Below are 21,728 nucleotides of genomic sequence, written 5' to 3'. Positions count from 1 at the left end.
CAAATTAGCGGCTGACTCAGTTTTTCGAGTCAGCCGTTTCCTTATCATGCATCTGTTTTAATAATCGAACAATCTGTTGCTCAGCTTTTGCATCACCAATATGAAAGCATGGAACTTCCAAAACCTCACTTATTGCCCCCTCCAGCTCTTCCTCCCAATAAACAACCGCTGCAATATTTTTTAGCTTTCTTATTAGCGAAAGGTCACGCTTATCCCGCAGGAGGATCATCTTTGGAAAACTTTCTTGTTTATGGCCTTCAACCAAGATAATATCCAAATTAAATAAACCAAGCAGGTTTATTTGTTTATCCAATTTGAACTCTAACTGTTCGGTTTGCAGGAGTAGCCTTCCCTCTCCTTCGACAATCGAAGCAATCGCACCCGCTGCAAGATGTCTGGTTGAGTCCTTTTTAGGCAAAACATCTGGTTTACCGCCATGACCATGGTGTTTAATAACAGCCGTCATTAATCCCTCTGCCTTCAATCCATGAAGAAGCTTTTCAATAAATGTTGTTTTCCCGCTATCCTGGTAACCGGTAACTTGAAATATGACCGGTCTTACCAAGGCCATTCACTGCCAAACTGATCTTCAAGCAAAAGAACATCTACCTCAGTTCCGGCAGCGAACCCACGTGTGCCACCCGGGAGGATGGTTAATGAGTTTGCACCGGCAAGACTCATGATAATGTTGGATTTATCCAGACCGCTTGGCGTCACCTTTAACCGGCCGTTCTCGATAAAAACAGAGCTGCGCACAAATCTTGTAAATGGATTAGCTTTTAGAAAATCCACCTCAAGGATTGCTTGCTCCTTCCTTAAATGAGGTTTTTCAGAAAAAAGCATTCTGCGTAAAATTGGCCTTGCAAACAATTCAAATCCAACATAGCAAGCAGACGGATTACCGGATAAACCAAAAAGGAGCTTTCCGTTATGGCTGGCCACTGTTGTAACACTTCCAGGCCGCATTGCCACTTTATTAAATAAAACCTCGGCACCAAGCTTTTCGTAAATCTCTGGCAGGTAATCAAAATCACCAACTGAAACCCCGCCAGTCGTAATCAACAAATCAACCTTGTTTACGGCATTTTTCACAGCCTCGAAGCAGGTATCAAATTCATCTGGAAGCTTTCCAAAATAGTGAACGATACCACCAACCCTCTCAATCTGGGCGGCAATCATATGAGAATTGCTATTGCGGATTTTGCCAGGAACTAAAGGGTCGCCAACATCCAATAATTCCGTACCAGTTGCAAACAGGCCAACAATCGGTTTTTTGGCTGCGGGAACATCCTTATAGCCAAAAGTGGCAAGCATGGCTTGAATTCCAGGGTTAATTAGTGTACCTTTTTTAACTAATACCTCGCCCTCTTTCGCATCCTCCCCACGAAAGGAAACGTTATCCCCCTTTTTAAAACTGCGCTTAATGGCCATAAACGGCTTCCCATCTTTTTCGTAGGTTTTCGCTACTTCGAACATAACAACAGCATCAGTTCCTTCAGGCATAATCGCACCAGTCATAATTCTGACTGCCTGATTTTCTGTTACGGTCATGTTGGAAACCATCCCCGCACCAATATGGTCAATTACCTCAAATTCCACCGGATTAGCTTGGGATGCATCTTGTGTATCTATTGCTTTAACAGCAAAACCATCATAGGGTGCCCTGTCAAAGTGAGGGACATCGCAGGTGGCAACTAAATCCTTAGATAAAAATCGGCCAAAGCTTTCTTCAATGTTGATATATTCCGTCTCACCGGACAATTGGTATTGCATTATTTTTTGAACTGCTTCTCCGATTGGAATGGGTTGTCGTCTTTCAAACAAAATTCATCGGCTCCTATCATTTTTGAACGTTATGTATTTTAACTGTATCCATTATAAGCTTACAAAAAACTAATAGACATATCAAAAGTCACAAATTCGAAACTTTCTCACGGAAGAATATAAAAATTCACGCTTGCAGTGTGATTTTAGTCACCTAGTTAAATTTGATTTTCCATTATGCTTAGTTTAGAAACCAAACCTTTTATCAAGGAGGAAGATTCATGTTGACATTCTCATTTTCCGCAAATTCTTTAGTTAAAGATATTGTAAATGAATTACCAAAAACAAGTGATGTATTTAAATCTTATCGAATCGATTTCTGCTGCGGCGGTAACATCCCGCTTTCCGAAGCTGCAACCCAAGGCAATCTTAATATCGATGCTATTTTAGAGGATTTAAAAGCGGTTTATGAAAAAAATGAGTCCAAAGAGACCGATTTAGAAGTTTGGACTAACTCTGATTCCAACACCATCATTGACCATGTGATCGCTAACTATCACCGGGCAACGGAAGAAGAATTTAAAATGCTTAGTCCTTATGTGACAAAGGTGTCCCGCGTCCATGGGGATAATCATCCGGAATTGCTAAAGGTTTATGAGCTTTACCATGAATTTAAAAAGGAATTGTTAGAACATATGGCAAAGGAAGAAGAAATTGTCTTCCCAATCATTAGAAAACTAGCGGACGGGACAATTGAAAACCGCGACGAAGCGATTAACATGATTGTGGAACTCGAAAAAGAACATGACCATGCCGGTGCCATATTGAAAGAGCTTCGGGAGATTACCGGCGACTTTACACCGCCGCTTGATGCCTGCGGTACGTACCGGCTAGTCTATAGCCGTTTAGAAGAACTCGAAGGACTAACCTTTATGCATGTTCATTTGGAAAATAACATTCTATTCCCTAGATATATCTAAGAAGAACAAAACAGCCTTCACTGCAGGCTGTTAGGCTGTCGGAATAACTTTCGATAGCCTTTTATTTTTCTTAAAGCTTTCAACAGGTCTGTTGATTAGCGCTCCAGGTGCTTCGCTTTCCGCGGGCGTGCCGGGAAGCCTCCTCGTCGCTAAAGCTCCTGTGGGGTCTCCCCTGCCCCGTACTCCCGCAGGAGTCTTCGCACCTTCCGCGCCAATCAACAGGTGTAGCCAAATAGAAACCTCAACTTACAAGATGAAGGATAAAATCGATGGAATCCAGGCGTGAAATGTCCCTCATAAAAGCAATTGAAATTAAAATTTTCAAAATATCGAAAAATAAACACGCTTTAGCAAGCGTTAGAATAAGTGTGTTGCAATATATGAGGTTGATTTGTCTCCCTGTTGATTGGAGCGGAGGGCACTCGACTCCTGCGGGATATAGAGGTCACTGGAGACCCCGCAGGCGCTTTCGGCGCCGAGGAGGCTCCAGGACCTCCCCGCGGAAAGCGAGTACCCGGAGCGGAAATCAACAGGCCCGTTAGCAGGGATAATCATAAGAAAACAGCCTACAATGCAGGCTGTTTTCTTTCGTTTGCGGTTTGTTTACCCGCCGATATAAGACATTTCGATTTTTTTACGATTTTTGTTTGTTTCGGCCGTTCTTTCATCCGAATATCTATCATTACGACCGTTCCAAATCTCCGCAATTCTTCCAAAAAGTTGTTCATCAGATGCGCCGTTTCTCATGAAATTACGAAGATCATGGCCATTACCGTTAAATAAGCAAGTAAAAATCTGGCCATTCGCTGAAAGACGGGCCCGGGTACAGCTGGAACAGAACGATTCCGAGACGGAGGTAATAAAACCAACATTGACATCGGTACCTTTATAGCGATAATGCTTAGCAACCTCACCAAAGTAAGCAGGGTCAACTGGTTCCAATTCAAATTCCGCCTTGAGCATTTCGTAAATTTCCTTTTTCGTCACAACATCATCCATTTTCCAGCCATTGGTGGAGCCAACATCCATATATTCAATATACCGGAGCTCCAGCCCTTTTTCTTTACAGAATTTAGCCATTGGAATAATGTCTTGGTCGTTTAAACCCTTTTTGACAACCATATTTAATTTAACGCCTAATCCTGCATCTTTAGCGGCTTGAATACCTTCTAGAACAGGACCGGTCCCAATTCCCCTGCCATTGATTTTGCCAAATAATTCATCATCTAGACTATCCAGACTGATATTCACTCGCTTCAAGCCTGCTTCCTTCAATTTCGCAGCCAATTTAGGAAGAAGAACGCCATTTGTTGTTAAGCCAATATCACTAAGGCCTTCAATGGCGGCTAGCTTTTCAATGAGAATCGGTAAATCCCTTCTTAACAGCGGCTCACCGCCTGTCAAGCGGATTTTTTTCACGCCTAACTGCACGAAGATTTTTCCTAACCGTTCAATTTCCTCATAGGTCAGGAGGGCACTCCTTGGCAGAAATTCAAAATCCGGCCCAAATTGATCTGCTGGCATACAGTATTGACAACGAAAATTACATCTATCAATAACGGAAATTCTTAAATCCCTTAATGGTCTATTAAATTTATCTGTAATGATTGTTTTTTCCATTTAATCAACTCCAATAAATAAAGAAGCTCATTTTATACCATTGTAACAGATGAATTTAAAAAATACTGTTACTTTCTTCACTATCCATATTTCCCTAAAAAAAATTGTCCAGTTTTCACTATATTGTCATTGTTTACTACTTCTACGTGGCTAATCTTGATATAAAATGTTACTAACGAATCCAAGTTATTTATATAGAAATATAGTACAGGGGTGGAGAAAAATGATTACGACGATGAAACCAACTCATTCAATTGAAATAAAAGAACTGCTTAAATTTGCTGATCGGAAGTTTAAAAGCGAACGGGGAAGATTTCTATTTCAGGAAGGGATGCTCGCTGATGAATTATATGTCATTATTTCCGGTAAAATTCAAATCAGCAAAATTACAGCAGACGGGCGGGAGCTGTCACTAAGAATTTGCGGAGAAAACGATATTTGCGGAGAATTAACCCTTTTCACTGATAGTCCAAAATATTTATTAAGTGCCAAGGTTCTTGAAGAAGGTGAAATCGCGGCAATAAAAAAAGAAGTACTTGAAAGTGAAATTTTCCAAAACAGTAAGCTAGCCTTTGAATTTATGAAGTGGATGAGCGATCACTTCCGCAAAACGCAGACAAAATTCCGCGACCTTGTCCTAAACGGAAAGCGCGGCGCCTTATTTTCAACTTTAATCCGGATGACCAATAGCTATGGAGTACCAAAAAGTGATGGAATATTAATCGACCTGCCGTTGACCAATCAAGAGCTGGCAAATTTCTGCGGCACTTCACGGGAAAGTACAAACCGTATCTTAAGTGAACTGAAGCGTGATAACATCATTTCCATTAAACGAGGTAAAATTACCGTCCTGGATTTGCAATACTTAAAAGATGAAATTGGCTGTGAAAATTGTTCCACTGTTTATTGCAGCATTGAATAGTTATTGAGAGAGGCAATCGAAAATCGATTGCCTCTATAAATTTATTGTGTCTGTTTTTCTCTTAAAGCCTTAGGAATATAAACGCAGAATGGTTCACTTTCTAAATAATCCCCAGTCATGGCGTATGCCCTTGATCTTGAGCCGCCGCAAACATGTCGGAATTCGCAGACACCGCATTTCCCTTTAAATCCATCTGGGTTTCTAAGTGCCTTAAAGATTGGCGACTCGCGGTAAATTTCCGCCAGAGGGGTTTCCCTAATATTTCCGGCCTTAACCGGAAGCAGGCCGCTCGGATAGACATCCCCAATATGGGATATAAACACAAATCCATTGCCGTCATTTACACCCTTTGGTGCACGGCCCAGACCATCAATTGAGCCCGTTAAGCCTTTTTCTGTCAACGCAGATAAATAGCTGATTTCCTCTGTCTTTTCTTTGGCTTCACGCATTTTTTGCTGGATTACCACACGGCGGTAATGCATCGCCTCCGTGGTTTTAATATCAAAAGGAACCCGCTTGCTTAGATCATAGAGCCATCTTAGCACCTTTTCATGCTCCACAGGCGATATCATATCAGATACCTGTCCCCTTCCGGTCGGAACAAGGAAAAAGACACTCCACAGAACACATTTTAATTCCTCAACCAATTTCGCCATTTCATCAAGATGTTCGTAATTATATCTGGATACTACGGTATTAATCTGAATCGGCATTTCCAGTTCATGTAAATATTTAATTCGTTCCATTGTTAAGTCAAAAGAGCCCGCTGTCCCGCGAAAATGGTCATGAATCTCAGCAGTAGGACCATCAAGGCTGAACGCCCAACGCGAAAGTCCGACTTCTTTAGCCTTACGCATCGCATCAATTGTTACGTTAGGAGTAGCGCTTGGTGTCATCGAAACACGTACCCCTTTTGAGACTGCGTATTTGGTAATTTCAAAAATATCCTCTCTCATAAGCGGATCTCCGCCGGTAAATACAAGAAGCGGATTATTCATTTCATATATCTGATCAATCAAATGCTTGCCTTCTTCAAGCGTAAGTTCTCGAGGGTCCCTCGTATACTGGGCATCTGCGCGGCAGTGCAAACATTTTAATTGACAAGCTCGAGTTAGTTCCCATATCACAATAAACGGATCTTTATTAAAGTCTCGGCTAAAATCCATCTTGAAACGCCTCCTATAAAACGGCTAGTTCAAACTAAATAGCCCTATTACTTCGTATTATAAAGATGTTTATGTTTGAAAAAAGTGAACTTCCTCACAATCCTTTTTCATTATATGGACGATTTGTGAATGAAAAAAAACAGTAGAGCGAAAAGCTCTGCTGTTTTATGAGATCGTTAAAACTTCGTATTTGGAGGCAAGCTCAACAAAGTCAGCCATTCCGCTTATTTTGCCAACTGTCAATTTTTCACTAACACCATAGTGGTCGGCACAGGTTTTACACGCAAAAATGTTAACACCCTTATCCTCCAACTCTTTTAAATGAACGGATACAAAGGAATCCTCAGTCAACGTGAATACCCCACTGTTCATGCAAAAAACAGCTGCTGGGAGTTCCTCTCTTTGTTTTAAAACAGTAAAGAAAGTCTCTAAAACATTCTCTCCTAAAACCTGGTCGCCTTTGCCCAACTGATTTGAACTAACTAAAATGACTTTATTTTTCATGCTGCGGATGGTCCCTTAACGAATTCCCAGTGCAATTTTTGCATAACGGGACATCATGTCCTTATTCCAAGGAGGATTCCAGACGATATTGACATCGACATCCTTGACTTCCGGAATATCAGACAATGCTCTTTTCACCTGATCAACAATTGTTCCGGCAAGTGGGCAACCCATTGCTGTTAATGTCATTGTAACCGTCAGTTTTCCCTCGTCGTCCATTTCAGTATTATATATTAAACCTAAATTGACGATATCGACGCCAAGCTCAGGGTCAATAACAAGCTCAAGGGCACCCATTATATTTTCTTTTAAATCTTCATTCATTTTATCTTCACTCCTGTTCAGTTTTATTGTAACCATTATAACAAAAGGTATTTCGAAAACCAGTATAGCGCGTTTCAGAAACATTTGAAGTGAATTTTTTTACAGTTTAAATATAAATTGATAACATATTGATAATAGAAACAAATACTTCCAAAGAGAGGTTTCAAATGACAGAAAGACATTTAATCGCATTGGACTTAGACGGAACTTTATTAAAAGATGATAAAACGATTTCGGAAAAAACGAAGAAAGTTTTAAAAAAAGCAAGAGAAGCTGGCCATATCGTGATGATCGCCACTGGGAGGCCATATCGTTCCAGCGAAATGTATTATCGAGAGTTGGATTTAGATACCCCGATCGTTAATTTCAATGGGGCTTTCATGCATCATCCCCGGAACCCGAAATGGGGCTTTTTCCATGAGCCGCTTGATATCCATGTTGCAAAAGATATTGTCGAGGCCTGCCGCAGCTTTCATTTTCATAATATCATCGCTGAAGTAATGGATGATGTCTATTTTCATTATCATGACCAAAAGCTGATTGAGATTTTTAATTTTGGCCATCCCAATATTACTACGGGCGATTTAAGTAATTATTTGAAGGATTCACCAACTAGCCTGCTCATCCATACAGAGGAAGACCAATTAAAGAAGATCCGCGACCATCTATCTGATGCACATGCCGAAGTCATCGATCACCGCAGCTGGGCTGCCCCATGGCATGTTATCGAAATCATTAAGTCCGGCTTAAATAAGGCAGTAGGGTTAAAGAAAGCGGCGGATTATTATGGTATCTCCAAGCAAAGAGTGATTGCCTTTGGCGATGAAGATAATGACTTGGAAATGCTTGAATACGCCGGTTATGGAATTGCGATGGGAAATGGCATTGACCAAGTAAAAAATATTGCCAATGATGTTACTCTTACCAATGAAGAAGATGGAGTCGCAGAATATTTGACGGATTTGTTACGGTTAAAATAATTACACCTATTCACCATTGTTTACCTATATGAACCCCTCAATGTTGGAGCATACTATGGATGAAGCAGCTAAGCTGTTTCAATCCGAGCTTTTAGCATATTGGAGGGATTCGAATGGGTAGATCAAACAAATCAAAACGCTTTGTCCAGCAAGGAAAGGATTCGGTCAACAAGCATTCAGAACGGATTCCTTATCACATGACCTACGCTGAAGCAGAAGCTCAGAAAATGGCCAATGTGCAAGAATCCTCGCTTGGAGGAATTTAACGATGGGTAACCGTTTATTCCAGGAAGCACGTAGATTTGTTGAATCGGCAAAAACTGCCGGCCCAGGTGAACGCGACACGGCAGTGGCCAAAGCCAAGAATGCCTTAAGTTCTGCTTATGCCAACTCGACGGTCGCTGAGCAAAGACAGCTCCAAGAAATGCAACAAGAGCTTGACCAGATCCAATGATAAGAAAAGCGGAAGTGCCTTGAACAGGGGCGACAGGCATAAGACGAGCCGGCTAGAAGGCTGCCTTTTAGCCTTCTTGACGGATTGGCTGTAGACCTGCGAGCCCCTAGGCGCTGAAGCTGGACAGTAAATGAGGAAAGCGGAAGTACCTTGGGAGGCGACTTCCGCTTTTTTCATTCAAATCTTTCTAATAATGCAGGGTAAGGATTACTCCTCCCGCCCTCAGCATTTTTTTCGTAAAAATTCAGAAAGACACCGCCATGGTTTGGAAGCTTTTCAGCTGGAATCTGAATATCTACTTTAAAAGGTCTCCACTGGTCACCTTTTCCAGTAACATCAAGCTTTTGCTCCCTCAGGAATTCTCTATGCCCATCCTCCACCGAATAATAAACCACCCTGCTTGGTGACTTTACTTCTCCGCTGACTCGGTAGTTTCCTTTTGCTCCTGATACCCTTATATTTCGGAAAACAGCATTTTCCTCAGGTACATATATTTTATGCGTTATGGTCAGTTTCGAGCGGTCAGTTATCGGTTTGCCGTTTAAGCTTGCTGCCCTTAAAACGGCTTGGATAGTATATTCCCCCGCTGGAACTCTTTCTCCCATAAAATGATAGTCCCACGTCTCAAGCCACTTCTTGCTGCCATGGGCTTTAAGATTGATGGTTTGAAACGCCTGAAGGAAAAACCGTCCTTTTGAGTAGTCATATACTTCACGGGCTGCAGTATCGAAAATTTTAATTTCATAAAATTGTGAAGTGGGAAATTCAAAATGGAGCGGGAAATCCTCCTCATTTTTTAAAAACATTTCGATCGTTAATTGCTCAGGCATGCTTGTTGGGATTACATAAAATTTGTATGCCAATTGGTCCACCCCATTTGCATCTGCTTTTATTACCATCGGAAAGAAAAGTAACATGATACAACATAATATACGCATATTGAGCTCCTTTTTCCTTTAGTCTCTGCGAAAAAAACCGTAAACTCCGGTTGTTTGAATTATATTTGTAAACGCATGGGGGTCCACTTCTTTAATTACTCTCTCTAAATCAAATAATTCATAGCGCGTAATGACGATCATTAACATTTCTTTTGTTTCGTTAGAAAAAGCACCTTTCGCCGGAAGCATGGTGATTCCTCTGACCAGTTTCTTATGAATCGCTTTCTTAAGCTCATCCGCATTTTTCGTAATAATAAACGCGGTAAGCTTAGCGTGCCTCGTATGAATCGCATCGATCACCCTTGTTGAAGTGTATAAAAAAACAAGCGTGTACAAAGCTTTTTCCCAGCCATACAGGAAACCTGCTGTAATAATAATAATGCCATTTAAGAGAAGCATATATGGACCAATCGGTTTATCCTTCATTCTTGAAAGCACCATCGCAATAATATCAAGCCCTCCGGTAGAGGCGCCCCATTTTAAGGTGATCCCGACGCCCGCCGCAATAATGACGCCGCCAAAGACAGCATTAAGCAAAATATCATGAGACATCCGATGGATTGGAATAAGCTCCAGAAATAATGATGAAAGAACAACACTAAGAAAACTATAAATGGTAAAGGACTTCCCTACCTTCTTCCATCCCAGAAACGCAACTGGAATATTTAATAACAACAGCAAGACCCCCATTGAAATATTCAACGGAGTATATTCGGTCAATACTTTAGAAAGCAACTGAGCAATTCCTGTAAAACCGCTTGAATAGACATTTGCGGGAATAAGAAATAAATTCATTCCAAGAGCAGTCAAAAAAGCACCCACAATGACGATGACGATTTTTTTTGTTTCCTGCCAAACCATTGATAAATCCCCCTTTATTTTTACTTCAACCTTAACAATTTAATTGTTTTTTCCATATGAAACCTATACACTTAAAACGAGTATGATATGATTTTGAATGAGGTGAGCTTCATGCAGGTAAAAATACTAGCTGACAGCGCATGCGATTTACCTAAAAGTTTTTATGAAGAAAACAACGTCACATTACTTCCCTTAAAGGTCCTCATTAACGGTGAAGAATATGAAGATGTCAAAAGCATTGACCCGAAAGCGGTTTATAATTCTATCCGGAATGGATCAGTACCGAAAACTTCTCAGGTTTCACCACTTCTGTTTGAGGAAGTATTCACAAAAATGGCGGAAAATAATGAAGACGGAATATACATAGCCTTTTCATCCGAACTATCCGGAACATATTCAACCGCTGTTATGATTCTTGACCAAGTCAAGGAAAAATATCCAAATTTCAATTTAACCATTGTCGATACCAAATGTGCCTCTCTCGGCCAAGGCATAATTGTGATGGAAGCAGCGAAACTTGCAGCACAAAATGCAGCAAAGGATGAAATCTTAAGGGATGTTCAGTATAGAGCAAACCATATGGAGCATCTTTTTACGGTTGAAGATTTGGATTATTTAGCTAAAGGCGGCCGTGTCTCAAAAGCTTCGGCATTTCTTGGGGGCTTATTAAATATTAAGCCGGTTTTAAATGTGGAAGACGGCAAACTGGTTCCAATTGAAAAGATTCGCGGTAAGAAAAAGGTGCTCCGGCGCCTAATTGAACTGGCATATGAACGTGGCGAGAACCTGTCAAACCAGATTATTGGCATCAGCCATGCGGATAATGAAGAGACGGCACTAGAAGTAAAAGCAATGCTTGAGGAGGAATTCCAGCCAAAAGAAGTTTATATTTCCTCCATCGGCTCAGCAATTGGGGCCCATACTGGAGCAGGGACCATCTCCATTTTCTTCTTAAATAAAATTCCTTCATAAATAAAAAACAGAGCTCTGGGCTCTGTTTTTTATTTTGCTAATTGCATAAATTCAACTACGCCTCATGAACCGTCCTATCGGCAAGTTTTCATTTATGATCTGTTTTCTTCGAGTACTGATTTTTGCCTGCTTGACGATTTTTTTCTCGCATCATATTTTTTTCATGGTGCAGTGCATTATTGTCTTGTGCCTTTTTATCATTATCGGATGTGTGTGGCATGTCCTTACCCCTTTCCATCTGCTTTCGCTTAATAGTGTCTGTCAATTTGGAAAAGAGTATGTACGCCAAAATCTACTCCTTCTTGACGTAGGTCCAAAAGTCTTCCTGGTATACCTTTCCTTCTTTGATGAGCTTACCCAGAGCTCGTTTAAAGGCGGCTTTGCTTAAGCCAAAACGCTCTTGAATGTCTTCTGGCATGCTTTTGTCACTGTACGGCATGGCACCATTTCTGCTTATCAGATATTCATATAGTTTGGCTGCATCAGAATCCTGGGACTCCTGTTTTCTTGCAAGTAAGGAAACGTTTATCGTTCCGTCCTCCTTAATATCAATGACTCGCCCCTCAACCTTCTCACCCAGGCGCGGCTCAATCCGACGCTGCGACTCATGAATGAACCCTTTGAAGCCTTCAATAGTGTAAAGCCAACTGCCGACTTTGGCCGTTCGGTAAATATACCCTTGCACATTTTTATTAAATTCTTGTCTCGATGCTTTCACCGCAATAGATTGGATAACCTGGTCACTGGCAAGCTTGGCGTATAAAAGATTATTCCGGTTGACCCTTAGGGTTATATAAACCATATCCCCTTCCTTGGGCCAAACCGATTTATGCACTGGTAAATCTTCGGCACCAAGGAGAATGTCTTTCTTTAACCCGATATTTAAAAAGACACCGATCTCCTCTTTTACATCTATCACCTTTATCCAGGCGTAGCGGCCGACGGCCACTTCAGGTATCGTCGTGGAGGCCGCAGGACGTCCCTGAGAATCCACATAGATAAACACTTTTATCTCGTCGCCTTCCGCAACCTCTCGATTCACTTCATTATTATGAAGCAATACATCTTCTTCGCCATCTGTTAAAAAATAGCCGAATTCAGCTTGACGGGCTACCGTTAAAGTTGTTGTTTGTCCTATAAGTTCTTTTATTGCCATTATCTTATACTCCCCTTTTCCATCTTGGAGTTTTCCTTTAGGTTGTTTGAACTGCTATATTTTACTATAATGTAGACATAAAGGGAAACTTTAGCAAATTCGGAGGTTTTGTCATGTCAAAAGATAGCTCATTTGATATTGTATCCAAAGTTGAATTTACAGAAGTCACTAATGCCATAACACAAACGATGAAGGAAATTAGTACACGCTACGATTTTAAAGGAAGTAAAAGTGAAGTTTCATTAGATAAAGAAGAATTGGTACTTATTTCTGACGATGAATATAAAATGGACCAGCTTAAAGATGTTTTGCTCAGCAAATTAATTAAACGGGGCGTCCCGATTAAAAATCTTGATTATAGTAAAATCGAAAAGGCCTCAGGCGGTACGGTCCGTCAAAGAGCCAAACTTGTTCAGGGCATTGATAAGGAAAATGCAAAAAAAATTAACACTATTATTAAAAATAGCGGGCTGAAGGTCAAAAGCCAAGTCCAGGATGACCAAGTCCGGGTCAGTGGCAAAAATCGAGATGATTTGCAAAAAATCATTTCCCTTGTTCGTGAAGCAGATCTCACCATTGATGTTCAATTTATTAATTATCGGTAATGTTAAAAGAGGCTGCCTTTGGGCCGCCTCTTTATCTCTTTATTCTACTGTTTTCGTTTTGCTCCGTCTAAAAATTAACAGAAGAAACCATATCGCTAGAATTATCGGTACTATTGCCGCGGCGATAAATTTTAGGTTTAGGCCTGTTTTTTCTGCAAGGACATATATTTCAGAATTGTCCCTGTCAACGATCAGAATATATTGATTATCACTGCTGCGGACAAGGTCACCGCCAAGGAGGCCGCGGAGCTCTTTACCTCCTTCTATTTGGTCGCCCTTTAAGGTAACTTTTTGCGATTTGTTTGTATTATTGACTGCAACAATCGCTGTTTCCCCTTTATAAACACGCTTATAAACAGCCATCCCGGATTTTTCATAGAGCGTTTCCATTGTTCCTCTGGTTAAGGAAGGCAGCTGATTTCTCAATTCACCGAGCTTTGTCATATAGTCGATTAGATCTTTTTCTGCCCGGAAATTCATCAATCTTCGATTATCCGGGATATCTCCGCCCGTCAAGGCAATTTCCGTCCCATAATAGACAACGGGAATCCCTGGTGTCGTATAAAGATAGGTCAAGGCAGTCTTCCATCTGGCTCCAGGGAATTGTCTTTCATCCACTATATCTCTGGTAAATCTTTTGGTATATTCATTATCAAAAAAATGAGCATCTAAATTTTGTTTGTCCGCTGCTGGATGAATTAATTGAAAGGAGCGGTCTGTAGTGGCAAACACCTGTCGCATTTGTTCACTCTCGTTATAATCAAATAAGCTATCAATTCCTGCTTCCCGATAAACTCCCACGTCATCAGCTGTGTTTCCGTTTGTGACTCCCATCAATAAAAAGTCTTTTTTCTCCTTTTTTACAGCAACTGAAAACTCGCGCCAAAAGCTGATTGGAACTTTATCGATTTCCGGGAGGCTGTAACCATCAATCTTCGTTTTCTTGATCCACCATGTAGCGGCATCAATTAAATTTTCGCCCTTTACCTCTGTATTTGCAGGAAAATCAATTATTACCCGCAATTTCCTTTTATGTGCTTCGTTGACAAGCTTCTCGAAATCTTTCATTGTTCCAAAATGCTCGTCCACTTTATAGTAATCCTTCACCCAATAACCGTGATAACCATTTTCCCTGTTATCAAAAATTGGAGTCAAGCGAATTGCCGTGAATTCCATGTCTTTTATGTAATCAAGCTTATCAATAATTCCTTGAAAATCCCCGCCATTGTACTTTTCGAGATTCTTTGTATCCACATCAAAATCATTTTGGGTATTCCCGTTATTAAACCGGTCAATCATGATAGAATAAATAGTTTCATCCTGCCACTGTCGATTTTCTTTTGTTACATTTGCATAGGCCGGTGACGAAACCCCAAGTATAATGGCGATTAAAATGAGTATAATCCTTTTCATCTAGCTTCCTCCTCATAAAAAGAGAAGAGGATTCCCTCTTCCCTACATCCATTTTAATCTAATTAAGTTTTTATTCCAAATTTAATTTACGATATTGATATTGTAATCCTTGAACCATGTATGAAGCTGAACAAAGTAGGCTAATAACTGCGGTCCTGTCATCAACTGGCCAAACCAAGGCTCTTTGAACGAGTTTCCTCCAGATTGAGTCAGTTTTTCCAATTGCTCTTTGTCAAAAAATTCATGAATAGCTGAAGACTTATCTTGTAAAATAGCCAGCATCTGATTTTGAACGGCCTTCGTATATTCAGGATTATGTGTTTTTGGATAAGGGCTTTTTTTACGGTACAATACTTCCTCAGGCAAAATGCCTTCGAAGGCCTTCCGCAGAAGCCCTTTTTCCCTGCCGCGGTACATTTTCATCTCCCACGGGATATTCCAAACGTATTCTACTACACGGTGGTCTGCAAATGGGACTCTGACCTCGAGGCTTGCCCCCATGCTCATTCGGTCTTTCCGATCCAACAAAGTGGTCATAAACCATATCATATTGATATAGAATAACTCTCTTCGCTTTGATTCCTCCAAGCTTTCTCCTTCTAATTTAGGCGTTTCGGAAATGGCCTGACGGTATTGTTCCAAGCTATATTCACGTAAATTTAACCGGTCCTTCCAAAACGGCTTTAATAAATTTTCCCTTGACTCAACTGAACGCATCCACGGAAAGCCTGGGCGCTCTAAATCTTCCTTGCGATGAAACCATGGGTAGCCGCCAAAAATTTCATCCGCACATTCACCTGACAGACTAACAACAAAATCCTTTTTTATTTGTCTACAAAACCATAGTAAGGAAGAGTCTATATCGGCCATACCTGGTAAATCCCGAACGTGAACGGCTTCCACTAATGCATCAACTAATTGCTGCTGTGAAATAATTTCACTATGGTGTTTCGTTTGAAACGTATCTGTCATGAGATTAATATATTTTTCGTCGGAATCCGGCTGAAATTCATTCGCAGTAAAGTATTGCTGATTTCCCTCATAATCAATCGAATACGTTTGAAGCTGCCCTTTCCCTTGCTCTTCTAAGCCTTTCGCGGCAATGGCTGTAATGATACTCGAATCCAGACCTCCTGACAATAAGGTACATAAGGGTACATCCGAAACAAGCTGTCTTGTGATGGCATCGCTGACTAAGAAACGTACTTTTTCCGCTGTTTCCTCCACATTATCCTTATGCTCCTCGCTTTTTACATTCCAATAACGCCAAATTTTCAAGCCGTTTTTGGAAAAGGTGAGGGCATGTGCCGGCCTTAATTCGTTAATCCCTTTAAAAACACCAGATCCTGGCGACCTCGATGGCCCAACACCCAAAACCTCTGCCAGACCCTCATGAGTAATCTCTGTTTTCACCTCTGGGTGGGCAAGGATAGCTTTTAACTCTGATGCAAACAATACCCCATCCTGATGTTCTTTGTAAAATAACGGTTTTACCCCCAATCGGTCGCGTCCGATAAAGAGCTGCTCTTTTTTGCTATCCCAAACCGCAAAGGCATAGATCCCATTTAAATAGTTCACACACTCTTCCGCCCATTCTATATAGGCAGTTAACAGTACTTCTGTATCAGAATGACCATTAAAAGAATATCCTTTAGTAAGGAGAATTTTGCGCAAATCTTCGGTGTTGTATAATTCTCCATTGTAGCAAATTGTATATGTTGAGCCATCCTTTTGTTTGGACATGGGCTGACGTCCCCCAGCAGGGTCAACGACGATCAGCCGCTTATGACCGAAACCTACATGTGTATCTGTCCATAGATTTGTTTCATCAGGACCTCTTTTTGCCAATGTTTGCGTCATCTTTTCAATTGCATGTTGTTCTTTCCCAACCCATTTTTTAAAATCAATCCATCCTGATATACCACACATGTAATTTTGTACTCCTCTCTGTTATTGCAGTTAATTCACTGCTTAGATGGTGATTATTCTATTCAGCCCAAATGAATTGGTTAATTGTCCATAACAGAAATGGTATCGATCAGTTTGTCTATATACTTACGTTAAATAGATTTTTTTTAAAATAGTTGAGGTTATAAAATCCCTTTAAGATGTCAAAAAAGGAAAATGAAAGCATCTGGCATGGAGGTTAACAATGAATCGACAACAACGAATCCATCTATACGATATTCAGGAGCGGTCTTATACAGAAGGGACCGTTGAACAAATAAATGGTCAATGGATATTTTTTGATGAGGAAACAGAGGAAGCTTCTATGTTGGAGGAATTTCTTCACCAGGAAATCGAAATTCTTCGGATGAACCGCTGGAAAAAGGGAATATTGTATGAACCAGGCAACATCCGAATTGGTAACGAAGTAACGATGCTGCGGGATCATGATACTGTAAGAATTAGGAAGCATTTAATCTACTCTCTCGAACGACTTTTAGATGGAATTAATGATGATGCCTTTTTCCAATTTGTAACGACCTTGAATTCTTTAGATTTTTCCATTTATGACTGTATTTACTGTTATAATCATTTGTCCTTTCTTTCGGATGAGAATCGTAAAGATGGGGTCAATTTTATGGTTTTTGATAATCAAGAGCTCATTTGCAATGTGCAGCATCATTTTTGTTATTATGAAAAGGTCAACGACCGGTTTGAGTTTACAATTAACACTGGCAAGCGATTAATCATTGAAAAAATGATTTCATAAAATAAAAGAGGCTAAAGTGAGCCTCTTTTATTTATTCTCCAATGTATTTTGCATAAAGTGATTTTGCTTTGACAATGTCATTGGTTCCATGGATCAGGACCCTGGCATCTTTGAATATGACAATGGAGATCCCTTCTTCGGGAGAAAACCGGACGAGAAAGTCATTTCCCGCTGCTTGAGTGCTGTTTACAAGCCTTGCACGAACTTTATTTAAATCTAGCTCCCGTTTCCTTCTGGGATTGACCTGCACTGTGTTCCGCCCGCATAGGGATGTATAGGATGCCTGATGCTCCGAGGAGCGGTCCAGAAAGTCAAATCTCCTTTCCACGCAGGCCGAACAATTAGGATTTCGCCCCTGTGAAATATCCATTTGCATCGTCGTCATATCCCAGATATCGATTTGTTCAAGATTAGGAGTCGTCTTTGCATCAACTAGATATTTGATGGTTTCCATTGCCTGAAAGGAACCGATAATATCTGTTAAAGGAGAAAGAACGCCAACTGTATCACAGGTTTCCCCCAATCCTTCCGGAACATCTGGAAATAGACAGCGGTAGCATGGAGTAATCCCTGGTTTGATGACGGCAAACATTCCTCTTGAACTGACAGCGGCCCCATGAACCCAAGGAATGCCATACTTAATGGCCACATCATTGATCAAGAAACGGGTCATAAAATTGTCCGTTCCATCCACAATTATATCCATCCCACTTATCAGCTCTTCAGCATTATCCAAATTAACATCGGCAATAACCGCATCAACCTTGACGGATGAATTAATTTTATTCAGCCTTTTTTGCGCGGCAATCGATTTTGGAAGATTTAATTCCGCATCCTCTTCATCAAATAGCGTCTGCCGCTGGAGATTGGACAGCTCCACCACATCCCGGTCAATCAGCCTAAGATAACCGACACCTGAGCGGACTAGATGATTCGCAATAACCGTCCCAAGCGCACCTGCTCCGATCACAACCACTCGGGCTTCCAGCAATTTCTTTTGTCCCTCTTCCCCAATGGCCCGAAACAGAATTTGTCTCGAATACCGCTCCAAGTTACTCATCCAACCGCCCCATTTCTACAAATTAATGAATCGCAATTATTTCTATTTTATCAAATTAATAATCTCCTACTATCCCATTAATTTTAATTTTAAAAACATTGTAAAAATGATACAATAAATATTGGATTTAAAGATAATTTTTGGGAGAAATCTCTTATTAAAAAAATATATAAAAATAAGAGATGTTGCTATACATTTTAATAGGAAGAGGGGAATTAGCTTGAATTTAGGTGGTTTTAAAAACAAAGAAGTAGTCGTCGATTTATCATCTCGTACCATTGATTACAGAACTATCAACGAAGCAGATGCAAAAAAGTATATTGGCGGACGGGGGCTTGGCGTCAAATATGTTTTAGATAACGGCCCCGATGTGGAACCGCTCTCATCTGAGAACCTGCTTTGCATCATGACTGGTCCTGTTACAGGTTCACGCTCCTCGATGAGCGGACGCCTTTGTGTTGTCACAAAATCCCCGCTTACAGGAACCGTAACAGATTCTCACATGGGGGGATGGACAGCAGCACGCCTTAAATGGGCAGGTGTCGATAATATTCTCATCAAAGGGAAAAGTGACCAGCCTGTTTACCTCTACATCGAAGAAGGCAAAGCCGAGCTTCGCGACGCCTCAAGCCTGTGGGGAACAAGCGCCAGAGAATTTGTTAAAGCGATGAAGGACCAATATGGGGAGAAGGACCTGAGTGTCATGACCATTGGCCAGGCCGGTGAAAATACCGTCCGCTTCTCATGCTTCATCAACGAGCATGACCGGGCTGCAGGACGCGGCGGAACAGGAGCGGTTGCTGGTTATAAAAAATTAAAAGCGATTGTCATTAAAGCTGTCCAAAAAGGCAATATGCCGGCGCCAAAGCTTGAAAACGAATATAAAGAAGCCAACAAAAAGGCGGTTAAAGCGATCTTAGATGGCGGGTTGACCGCTCCAAATAAAGGCGGTTTATCCGTATACGGAACGAACGTATTAACCAATATCATCAATGAGGTTGGCGCGCTTCCAACAAAGAACTCCCAATTCACTCACTGGGAGGAAGCCGAAAAGCATAGCGGTGAGTATGTAAACACACACCTTCGTGTTGCCAACAACACCTGCCACGCCTGCCCAGTCGGTTGTAAAATTGAAGTCGAAGTAAAGGATGGCAAGTATAAGACGCGGGTCGAAAGCATCGAGTTTGAATCTGCTTGGTCACTTGGCTCCAACTGTTTGTTAAGTGATGCAGAAGCTATTTCCTATATGATTGACCAATGCAATGAATACGGTCTGGATACCATTGAGCTTGGCCATGCGTTTTCAGTGACTATGGAGGCATACGAGAAAGGGATTATTAGTGAAAAGCTTAACTGGGGCGATGCAGACGCGATGATTGAGTTGACTAGAAAGATTGCTCTGCGTGAAGGTTTAGGAGGCATTCTTGCCGAAGGACCTGCCCGCGCTGCTGCCCATTTTGGAGCACCTGAATTATCCATGTCCGTTAAAGGACAGTCCATCCCTGCCTATGACCCTCGCGGTATTCAAGGTATTGGTCTTGGATATGCAACAAGTAATCGCGGTGCCTGCCACCTGCGCGGTTATACCGTGGCAAGTGAAATTGCCGGAATTCCGGAACCAACCGACCGCTTAAAGCCAGAAGGCAAGGGCGAATTATTAAAGGTATTCCAGGATATGCTAGCCTTCGGTGATTCAATGAATATTTGTAAGTTCTCCTCCTTCTCTGAAAATGCTGAGCATTATGCCGAGCAATATAGTGCGATGACTGGTATTTCGCTAACAGCTGAAGATGTCATGAAGGCAGGAGAAAGAATTTACAATCTTGAACGCTATTATAATAACCTTGCCGGTTTTAACAAGCGAGAAGACGATTTCCTTCCAAAACGCTTTACGGAGGAACCAGCATCAGGTAATAGTGCCGGGTTTGTCAGCCGCATGGATATTATGCTTGAAGAATACTACCAAGTACGTGGATGGAAAGACGGAGTTGTAACCGAAGAAAAACTTCGTGAATTAGGGATTATTGACCATCAAGGACAATTAGTTTAATAGTTAATTTGAAAGAGGCTGACTCCTAGATGAGACAGCCTCTTTTCTTAGCCTCCAACCCTGGAGGTTTTATATCGATATTTTTTTATTAGTTCTTCAAGGTCGCTCTCACTTTCTGCACAAAAACGAACAAAGACAGCATTCACCTTAAAAGTTGATGTAATAGTTATGATTTCCTCTGATAGGATCTGACCTGACCAGTATTCTGCCGAATATGTATATGGGAAGGAATCCGTCACCTTTTCTGCGCCAAGTTCCTCGAAATACATTCCAAGATGTTCTTTACGGATGCCGCGAAACTCTAACTCTTTTACCAGCATATTATCCACCAGCAACGGGCGGAAATAAGGCGAACTGGTCGGTATCCACTACTTTTGTCTCCAGGTCGTCAAGATGGATGATATTTCTGCCGTTGATGAACACATGGACAAATTGCCGCAATTTTTTTTCCTCTGTAAAAATTTCCTCCCTTAGTGCAGGAAACATTTCCACCAATTTATCAAGAACGTCAATAACCCGATCTCCCTCAGGCAATACATTTACAGATACACCCCCGCAAATTTCTCTTAGGTTAGCAAATACCTTCACAATCACCGGCGCCACTCCTCTCTATTTATTAAAATATTAAAAGAAAAACACCTGGTTGTCATCCTATTATCTAAAAAAGCCATCGGAACGATCCGACAGCTTAAAAATTTTAAGGGTTTAGAATGGACATTGGCAGTTTGACAAAGCCCAAATATAAAACAAGGGCCCATGCAATCACAAACTGAATCCAAAATACTGAAGTTTTTCGCTTAGCTGCTGCGCGGCTGAGAATCATTTCAAAAAGGCCGATAATCCAAAGTCCGACAACTGCTTTTAAAATATACAACACGCTGATATTTGACAGCATGAATAGTAGACCAACACCAGTTGCGATGATAACAAGATAAAGCACCCTTAAAATCATTTGCACAATTTTTGCCCCTTTTGCCTTCCCGCTCGAATGCAAGGAAAGGGCCACAAAAAACAAAATGAGAGCTAACGCCCAAGCGGTAACGTGACCGTGAATCATATAATAACTGCCTCCTATGTATTGTTATCTTGTCTATCATACCATAGGGAAATGAAAAAAACGAAGAAAAGGAATGGTAAGAGCCTTATTTGAATAAAAATCACGATAATAAGATTATTTGGGCTTTTTTATCACATTATATGAGCCCAAACATAAAATGGTAAAGACCAAATAAAACATAAGGGT

Annotated in this window: 25 protein-coding genes; 9 read left to right on the top strand and 16 right to left on the bottom strand. The window is 41.0% G+C overall.

The features are described from left to right. Positions 1–16: 16 nt before the first annotated feature. Entirely contained in the window at positions 17–571 is a 555-nt protein-coding gene (mobB, locus tag ACZ5B7_RS08340) for a molybdopterin-guanine dinucleotide biosynthesis protein B (protein WP_464493412.1), read from the bottom strand. Next, positions 559–1,824 (bottom strand): molybdopterin molybdotransferase MoeA, encoded by a 1,266-nt coding sequence (locus ACZ5B7_RS08335; protein WP_464493411.1) that lies wholly within the window; start codon positions 1,822–1,824, stop codon positions 559–561. The genes mobB and ACZ5B7_RS08335 overlap by 13 nt, the downstream gene beginning before the upstream one ends. Positions 1,825–2,048: 224 nt before the next feature. Between ACZ5B7_RS08335 and ric the strand changes: the two genes are divergently transcribed. Continuing rightward, entirely contained in the window at positions 2,049–2,744 is a 696-nt protein-coding gene (gene ric / locus ACZ5B7_RS08330) for an iron-sulfur cluster repair di-iron protein (RefSeq protein WP_464494456.1), read from the top strand. A gap of 603 nt (positions 2,745–3,347) precedes the next feature. Here the strand turns inward: ric and moaA are convergent. After that, the gene (gene moaA, locus ACZ5B7_RS08325) at positions 3,348–4,364 is read right to left on the bottom strand and encodes a GTP 3',8-cyclase MoaA (RefSeq protein WP_213141022.1); all 1,017 of its coding nucleotides are present in this window, start codon (positions 4,362–4,364) and stop codon (positions 3,348–3,350) included. Between the two features lie 223 nt (positions 4,365–4,587). Between moaA and ACZ5B7_RS08320 the strand changes: the two genes are divergently transcribed. Beyond that, entirely contained in the window at positions 4,588–5,286 is a 699-nt protein-coding gene (locus ACZ5B7_RS08320) for a Crp/Fnr family transcriptional regulator (RefSeq protein ID WP_213141023.1), read from the top strand. A 41-nt stretch (positions 5,287–5,327) separates the two neighbouring features. On the opposite strand, the gene ACZ5B7_RS08315 is transcribed toward ACZ5B7_RS08320, so the two are convergent. The 3 genes from ACZ5B7_RS08315 to ACZ5B7_RS08305 all read right to left on the bottom strand — a co-directional run bounded on the left by ACZ5B7_RS08315 (position 5,328) and on the right by ACZ5B7_RS08305 (position 7,280). Next, positions 5,328–6,452 carry a TIGR04053 family radical SAM/SPASM domain-containing protein gene (locus tag ACZ5B7_RS08315; RefSeq protein ID WP_464493410.1) on the bottom strand — a complete coding sequence of 375 codons (1,125 nt, stop codon included), beginning with the start codon at positions 6,450–6,452 and terminating at the stop codon, positions 5,328–5,330. A gap of 165 nt (positions 6,453–6,617) precedes the next feature. After that, a complete protein-coding gene (locus ACZ5B7_RS08310; protein WP_213141025.1) occupies positions 6,618–6,956 on the bottom strand; it encodes a DsrE family protein in 339 nt (112 codons plus the stop codon). A 15-nt stretch (positions 6,957–6,971) separates the two neighbouring features. Beyond that, positions 6,972–7,280 (bottom strand): metal-sulfur cluster assembly factor, encoded by a 309-nt coding sequence (locus tag ACZ5B7_RS08305; RefSeq protein WP_213141026.1) that lies wholly within the window; start codon positions 7,278–7,280, stop codon positions 6,972–6,974. Positions 7,281–7,447: 167 nt separating this feature from the next. Between ACZ5B7_RS08305 and ACZ5B7_RS08300 the strand changes: the two genes are divergently transcribed. The 3 genes from ACZ5B7_RS08300 to ACZ5B7_RS08290 all read left to right on the top strand — a co-directional run bounded on the left by ACZ5B7_RS08300 (position 7,448) and on the right by ACZ5B7_RS08290 (position 8,714). Further along, positions 7,448–8,260, top strand: a complete 813-nt coding sequence (locus tag ACZ5B7_RS08300; RefSeq protein ID WP_464493409.1) for a Cof-type HAD-IIB family hydrolase — start codon at positions 7,448–7,450, stop codon at positions 8,258–8,260. A 113-nt stretch (positions 8,261–8,373) separates the two neighbouring features. Then, entirely contained in the window at positions 8,374–8,526 is a 153-nt protein-coding gene (locus ACZ5B7_RS08295; RefSeq protein WP_213116639.1) for a hypothetical protein, read from the top strand. A 2-nt stretch (positions 8,527–8,528) separates the two neighbouring features. Then, the gene (locus ACZ5B7_RS08290) at positions 8,529–8,714 is read left to right on the top strand and encodes a DUF3813 domain-containing protein (RefSeq protein ID WP_464493408.1); all 186 of its coding nucleotides are present in this window, start codon (positions 8,529–8,531) and stop codon (positions 8,712–8,714) included. A 173-nt stretch (positions 8,715–8,887) separates the two neighbouring features. Here the strand turns inward: ACZ5B7_RS08290 and ACZ5B7_RS08285 are convergent, their stop codons facing one another. After that, positions 8,888–9,652, bottom strand: a complete 765-nt coding sequence (locus ACZ5B7_RS08285; protein ID WP_464493407.1) for a BsuPI-related putative proteinase inhibitor — start codon at positions 9,650–9,652, stop codon at positions 8,888–8,890. Positions 9,653–9,670: 18 nt separating this feature from the next. Then, positions 9,671–10,513 (bottom strand): YitT family protein, encoded by an 843-nt coding sequence (locus ACZ5B7_RS08280; RefSeq protein WP_464493406.1) that lies wholly within the window; start codon positions 10,511–10,513, stop codon positions 9,671–9,673. Positions 10,514–10,624: 111 nt separating this feature from the next. Between ACZ5B7_RS08280 and ACZ5B7_RS08275 the strand changes: the two genes are divergently transcribed. Beyond that, on the top strand, positions 10,625–11,485 hold the full coding sequence (locus tag ACZ5B7_RS08275) for a DegV family protein (protein ID WP_464493405.1): 861 nt from the start codon (positions 10,625–10,627) through the stop codon (positions 11,483–11,485). Positions 11,486–11,573: 88 nt separating this feature from the next. Here ACZ5B7_RS08275 and ACZ5B7_RS08270 read toward each other — a convergent pair whose 3' ends face one another. Together ACZ5B7_RS08270 and ACZ5B7_RS08265 are read right to left on the bottom strand one after the other, a co-directional pair. Beyond that, positions 11,574–11,705, bottom strand: a complete 132-nt coding sequence (locus tag ACZ5B7_RS08270) for a DUF3941 domain-containing protein (RefSeq protein WP_213116644.1) — start codon at positions 11,703–11,705, stop codon at positions 11,574–11,576. 72 nt (positions 11,706–11,777) lie between these two features. Then, the gene (locus ACZ5B7_RS08265; RefSeq protein WP_464493404.1) at positions 11,778–12,641 is read right to left on the bottom strand and encodes a CvfB family protein; all 864 of its coding nucleotides are present in this window, start codon (positions 12,639–12,641) and stop codon (positions 11,778–11,780) included. Between the two features lie 113 nt (positions 12,642–12,754). On the opposite strand from ACZ5B7_RS08265, the gene ACZ5B7_RS08260 reads away from it, so the two are divergent. After that, positions 12,755–13,246 carry a YajQ family cyclic di-GMP-binding protein gene (locus ACZ5B7_RS08260; RefSeq protein ID WP_464493403.1) on the top strand — a complete coding sequence of 164 codons (492 nt, stop codon included), beginning with the start codon at positions 12,755–12,757 and terminating at the stop codon, positions 13,244–13,246. A gap of 39 nt (positions 13,247–13,285) precedes the next feature. Here the strand turns inward: ACZ5B7_RS08260 and ACZ5B7_RS08255 are convergent, their stop codons facing one another. After that, positions 13,286–14,659, bottom strand: coding sequence for an alpha-amylase family glycosyl hydrolase (locus tag ACZ5B7_RS08255; RefSeq protein WP_464493402.1), 1,374 nt, complete (start codon positions 14,657–14,659; stop codon positions 13,286–13,288). 81 nt (positions 14,660–14,740) lie between these two features. Beyond that, positions 14,741–16,588 carry an asparagine synthase (glutamine-hydrolyzing) gene (gene asnB / locus ACZ5B7_RS08250; protein ID WP_464493401.1) on the bottom strand — a complete coding sequence of 616 codons (1,848 nt, stop codon included), beginning with the start codon at positions 16,586–16,588 and terminating at the stop codon, positions 14,741–14,743. Positions 16,589–16,811: 223 nt separating this feature from the next. On the opposite strand from asnB, the gene ACZ5B7_RS08245 reads away from it, so the two are divergent. Further along, positions 16,812–17,375, top strand: a complete 564-nt coding sequence (locus ACZ5B7_RS08245; protein WP_423801479.1) for a DUF2777 domain-containing protein — start codon at positions 16,812–16,814, stop codon at positions 17,373–17,375. Between the two features lie 31 nt (positions 17,376–17,406). Here ACZ5B7_RS08245 and ACZ5B7_RS08240 read toward each other — a convergent pair whose 3' ends face one another. Further along, positions 17,407–18,435 carry a ThiF family adenylyltransferase gene (locus tag ACZ5B7_RS08240; protein WP_464493400.1) on the bottom strand — a complete coding sequence of 343 codons (1,029 nt, stop codon included), beginning with the start codon at positions 18,433–18,435 and terminating at the stop codon, positions 17,407–17,409. Between the two features lie 220 nt (positions 18,436–18,655). Between ACZ5B7_RS08240 and ACZ5B7_RS08235 the strand changes: the two genes are divergently transcribed. After that, on the top strand, positions 18,656–20,485 hold the full coding sequence (locus tag ACZ5B7_RS08235) for an aldehyde ferredoxin oxidoreductase family protein (RefSeq protein ID WP_464493399.1): 1,830 nt from the start codon (positions 18,656–18,658) through the stop codon (positions 20,483–20,485). Positions 20,486–20,532: 47 nt separating this feature from the next. Here the strand turns inward: ACZ5B7_RS08235 and ACZ5B7_RS08230 are convergent, their stop codons facing one another. The 3 genes from ACZ5B7_RS08230 to ACZ5B7_RS08220 form a co-directional block, all read right to left on the bottom strand. Continuing rightward, entirely contained in the window at positions 20,533–20,805 is a 273-nt protein-coding gene (locus tag ACZ5B7_RS08230; protein WP_464493398.1) for a MoaD-like domain-containing protein, read from the bottom strand. A 1-nt stretch (position 20,806) separates the two neighbouring features. Next, positions 20,807–21,079: a ubiquitin-like small modifier protein 1 gene (locus ACZ5B7_RS08225; RefSeq protein ID WP_213141040.1), complete on the bottom strand. Its 273-nt coding sequence runs from the start codon at positions 21,077–21,079 to the stop codon at positions 20,807–20,809. Positions 21,080–21,182: 103 nt separating this feature from the next. Continuing rightward, complete coding sequence (locus ACZ5B7_RS08220) at positions 21,183–21,542, bottom strand: YisL family protein (protein WP_464493397.1); 360 nt, start codon at positions 21,540–21,542, stop codon at positions 21,183–21,185. Between the last annotated feature and the right edge of the window lie 186 nt (positions 21,543–21,728).

It is taken from the genome of Neobacillus sp. S1115, from assembly GCF_055385565.1.
Note: the sequence above shows the minus strand (reverse complement) of the source record. Positions and strands in the feature narration are given on the sequence as shown.

Coding starts and splice junctions, on each gene's coding strand:
- mobB (WP_464493412.1), bottom strand. CDS start 571: ATGGCCTTGGTAAGACCGGTCATATTTCAAGTTACCGGTTACCAGGAT.
- moaA (WP_213141022.1), bottom strand. CDS start 4,364: ATGGAAAAAACAATCATTACAGATAAATTTAATAGACCATTAAGGGAT.
- ACZ5B7_RS08320 (WP_213141023.1), top strand. CDS start 4,588: ATGATTACGACGATGAAACCAACTCATTCAATTGAAATAAAAGAACTG.
- ACZ5B7_RS08315 (WP_464493410.1), bottom strand. CDS start 6,452: ATGGATTTTAGCCGAGACTTTAATAAAGATCCGTTTATTGTGATATGG.
- ACZ5B7_RS08310 (WP_213141025.1), bottom strand. CDS start 6,956: ATGAAAAATAAAGTCATTTTAGTTAGTTCAAATCAGTTGGGCAAAGGC.
- ACZ5B7_RS08305 (WP_213141026.1), bottom strand. CDS start 7,280: ATGAATGAAGATTTAAAAGAAAATATAATGGGTGCCCTTGAGCTTGTT.
- ACZ5B7_RS08300 (WP_464493409.1), top strand. CDS start 7,448: ATGACAGAAAGACATTTAATCGCATTGGACTTAGACGGAACTTTATTA.
- ACZ5B7_RS08295 (WP_213116639.1), top strand. CDS start 8,374: ATGGGTAGATCAAACAAATCAAAACGCTTTGTCCAGCAAGGAAAGGAT.
- ACZ5B7_RS08290 (WP_464493408.1), top strand. CDS start 8,529: ATGGGTAACCGTTTATTCCAGGAAGCACGTAGATTTGTTGAATCGGCA.
- ACZ5B7_RS08285 (WP_464493407.1), bottom strand. CDS start 9,652: ATGCGTATATTATGTTGTATCATGTTACTTTTCTTTCCGATGGTAATA.
- ACZ5B7_RS08280 (WP_464493406.1), bottom strand. CDS start 10,513: ATGGTTTGGCAGGAAACAAAAAAAATCGTCATCGTCATTGTGGGTGCT.
- ACZ5B7_RS08275 (WP_464493405.1), top strand. CDS start 10,625: ATGCAGGTAAAAATACTAGCTGACAGCGCATGCGATTTACCTAAAAGT.
- ACZ5B7_RS08270 (WP_213116644.1), bottom strand. CDS start 11,705: ATGCCACACACATCCGATAATGATAAAAAGGCACAAGACAATAATGCA.
- ACZ5B7_RS08265 (WP_464493404.1), bottom strand. CDS start 12,641: ATGGCAATAAAAGAACTTATAGGACAAACAACAACTTTAACGGTAGCC.
- ACZ5B7_RS08260 (WP_464493403.1), top strand. CDS start 12,755: ATGTCAAAAGATAGCTCATTTGATATTGTATCCAAAGTTGAATTTACA.
- ACZ5B7_RS08255 (WP_464493402.1), bottom strand. CDS start 14,659: ATGAAAAGGATTATACTCATTTTAATCGCCATTATACTTGGGGTTTCG.
- asnB (WP_464493401.1), bottom strand. CDS start 16,588: ATGTGTGGTATATCAGGATGGATTGATTTTAAAAAATGGGTTGGGAAA.
- ACZ5B7_RS08245 (WP_423801479.1), top strand. CDS start 16,812: ATGAATCGACAACAACGAATCCATCTATACGATATTCAGGAGCGGTCT.
- ACZ5B7_RS08240 (WP_464493400.1), bottom strand. CDS start 18,435: ATGAGTAACTTGGAGCGGTATTCGAGACAAATTCTGTTTCGGGCCATT.
- ACZ5B7_RS08230 (WP_464493398.1), bottom strand. CDS start 20,805: ATGCTGGTAAAAGAGTTAGAGTTTCGCGGCATCCGTAAAGAACATCTT.
- ACZ5B7_RS08220 (WP_464493397.1), bottom strand. CDS start 21,542: ATGATTCACGGTCACGTTACCGCTTGGGCGTTAGCTCTCATTTTGTTT.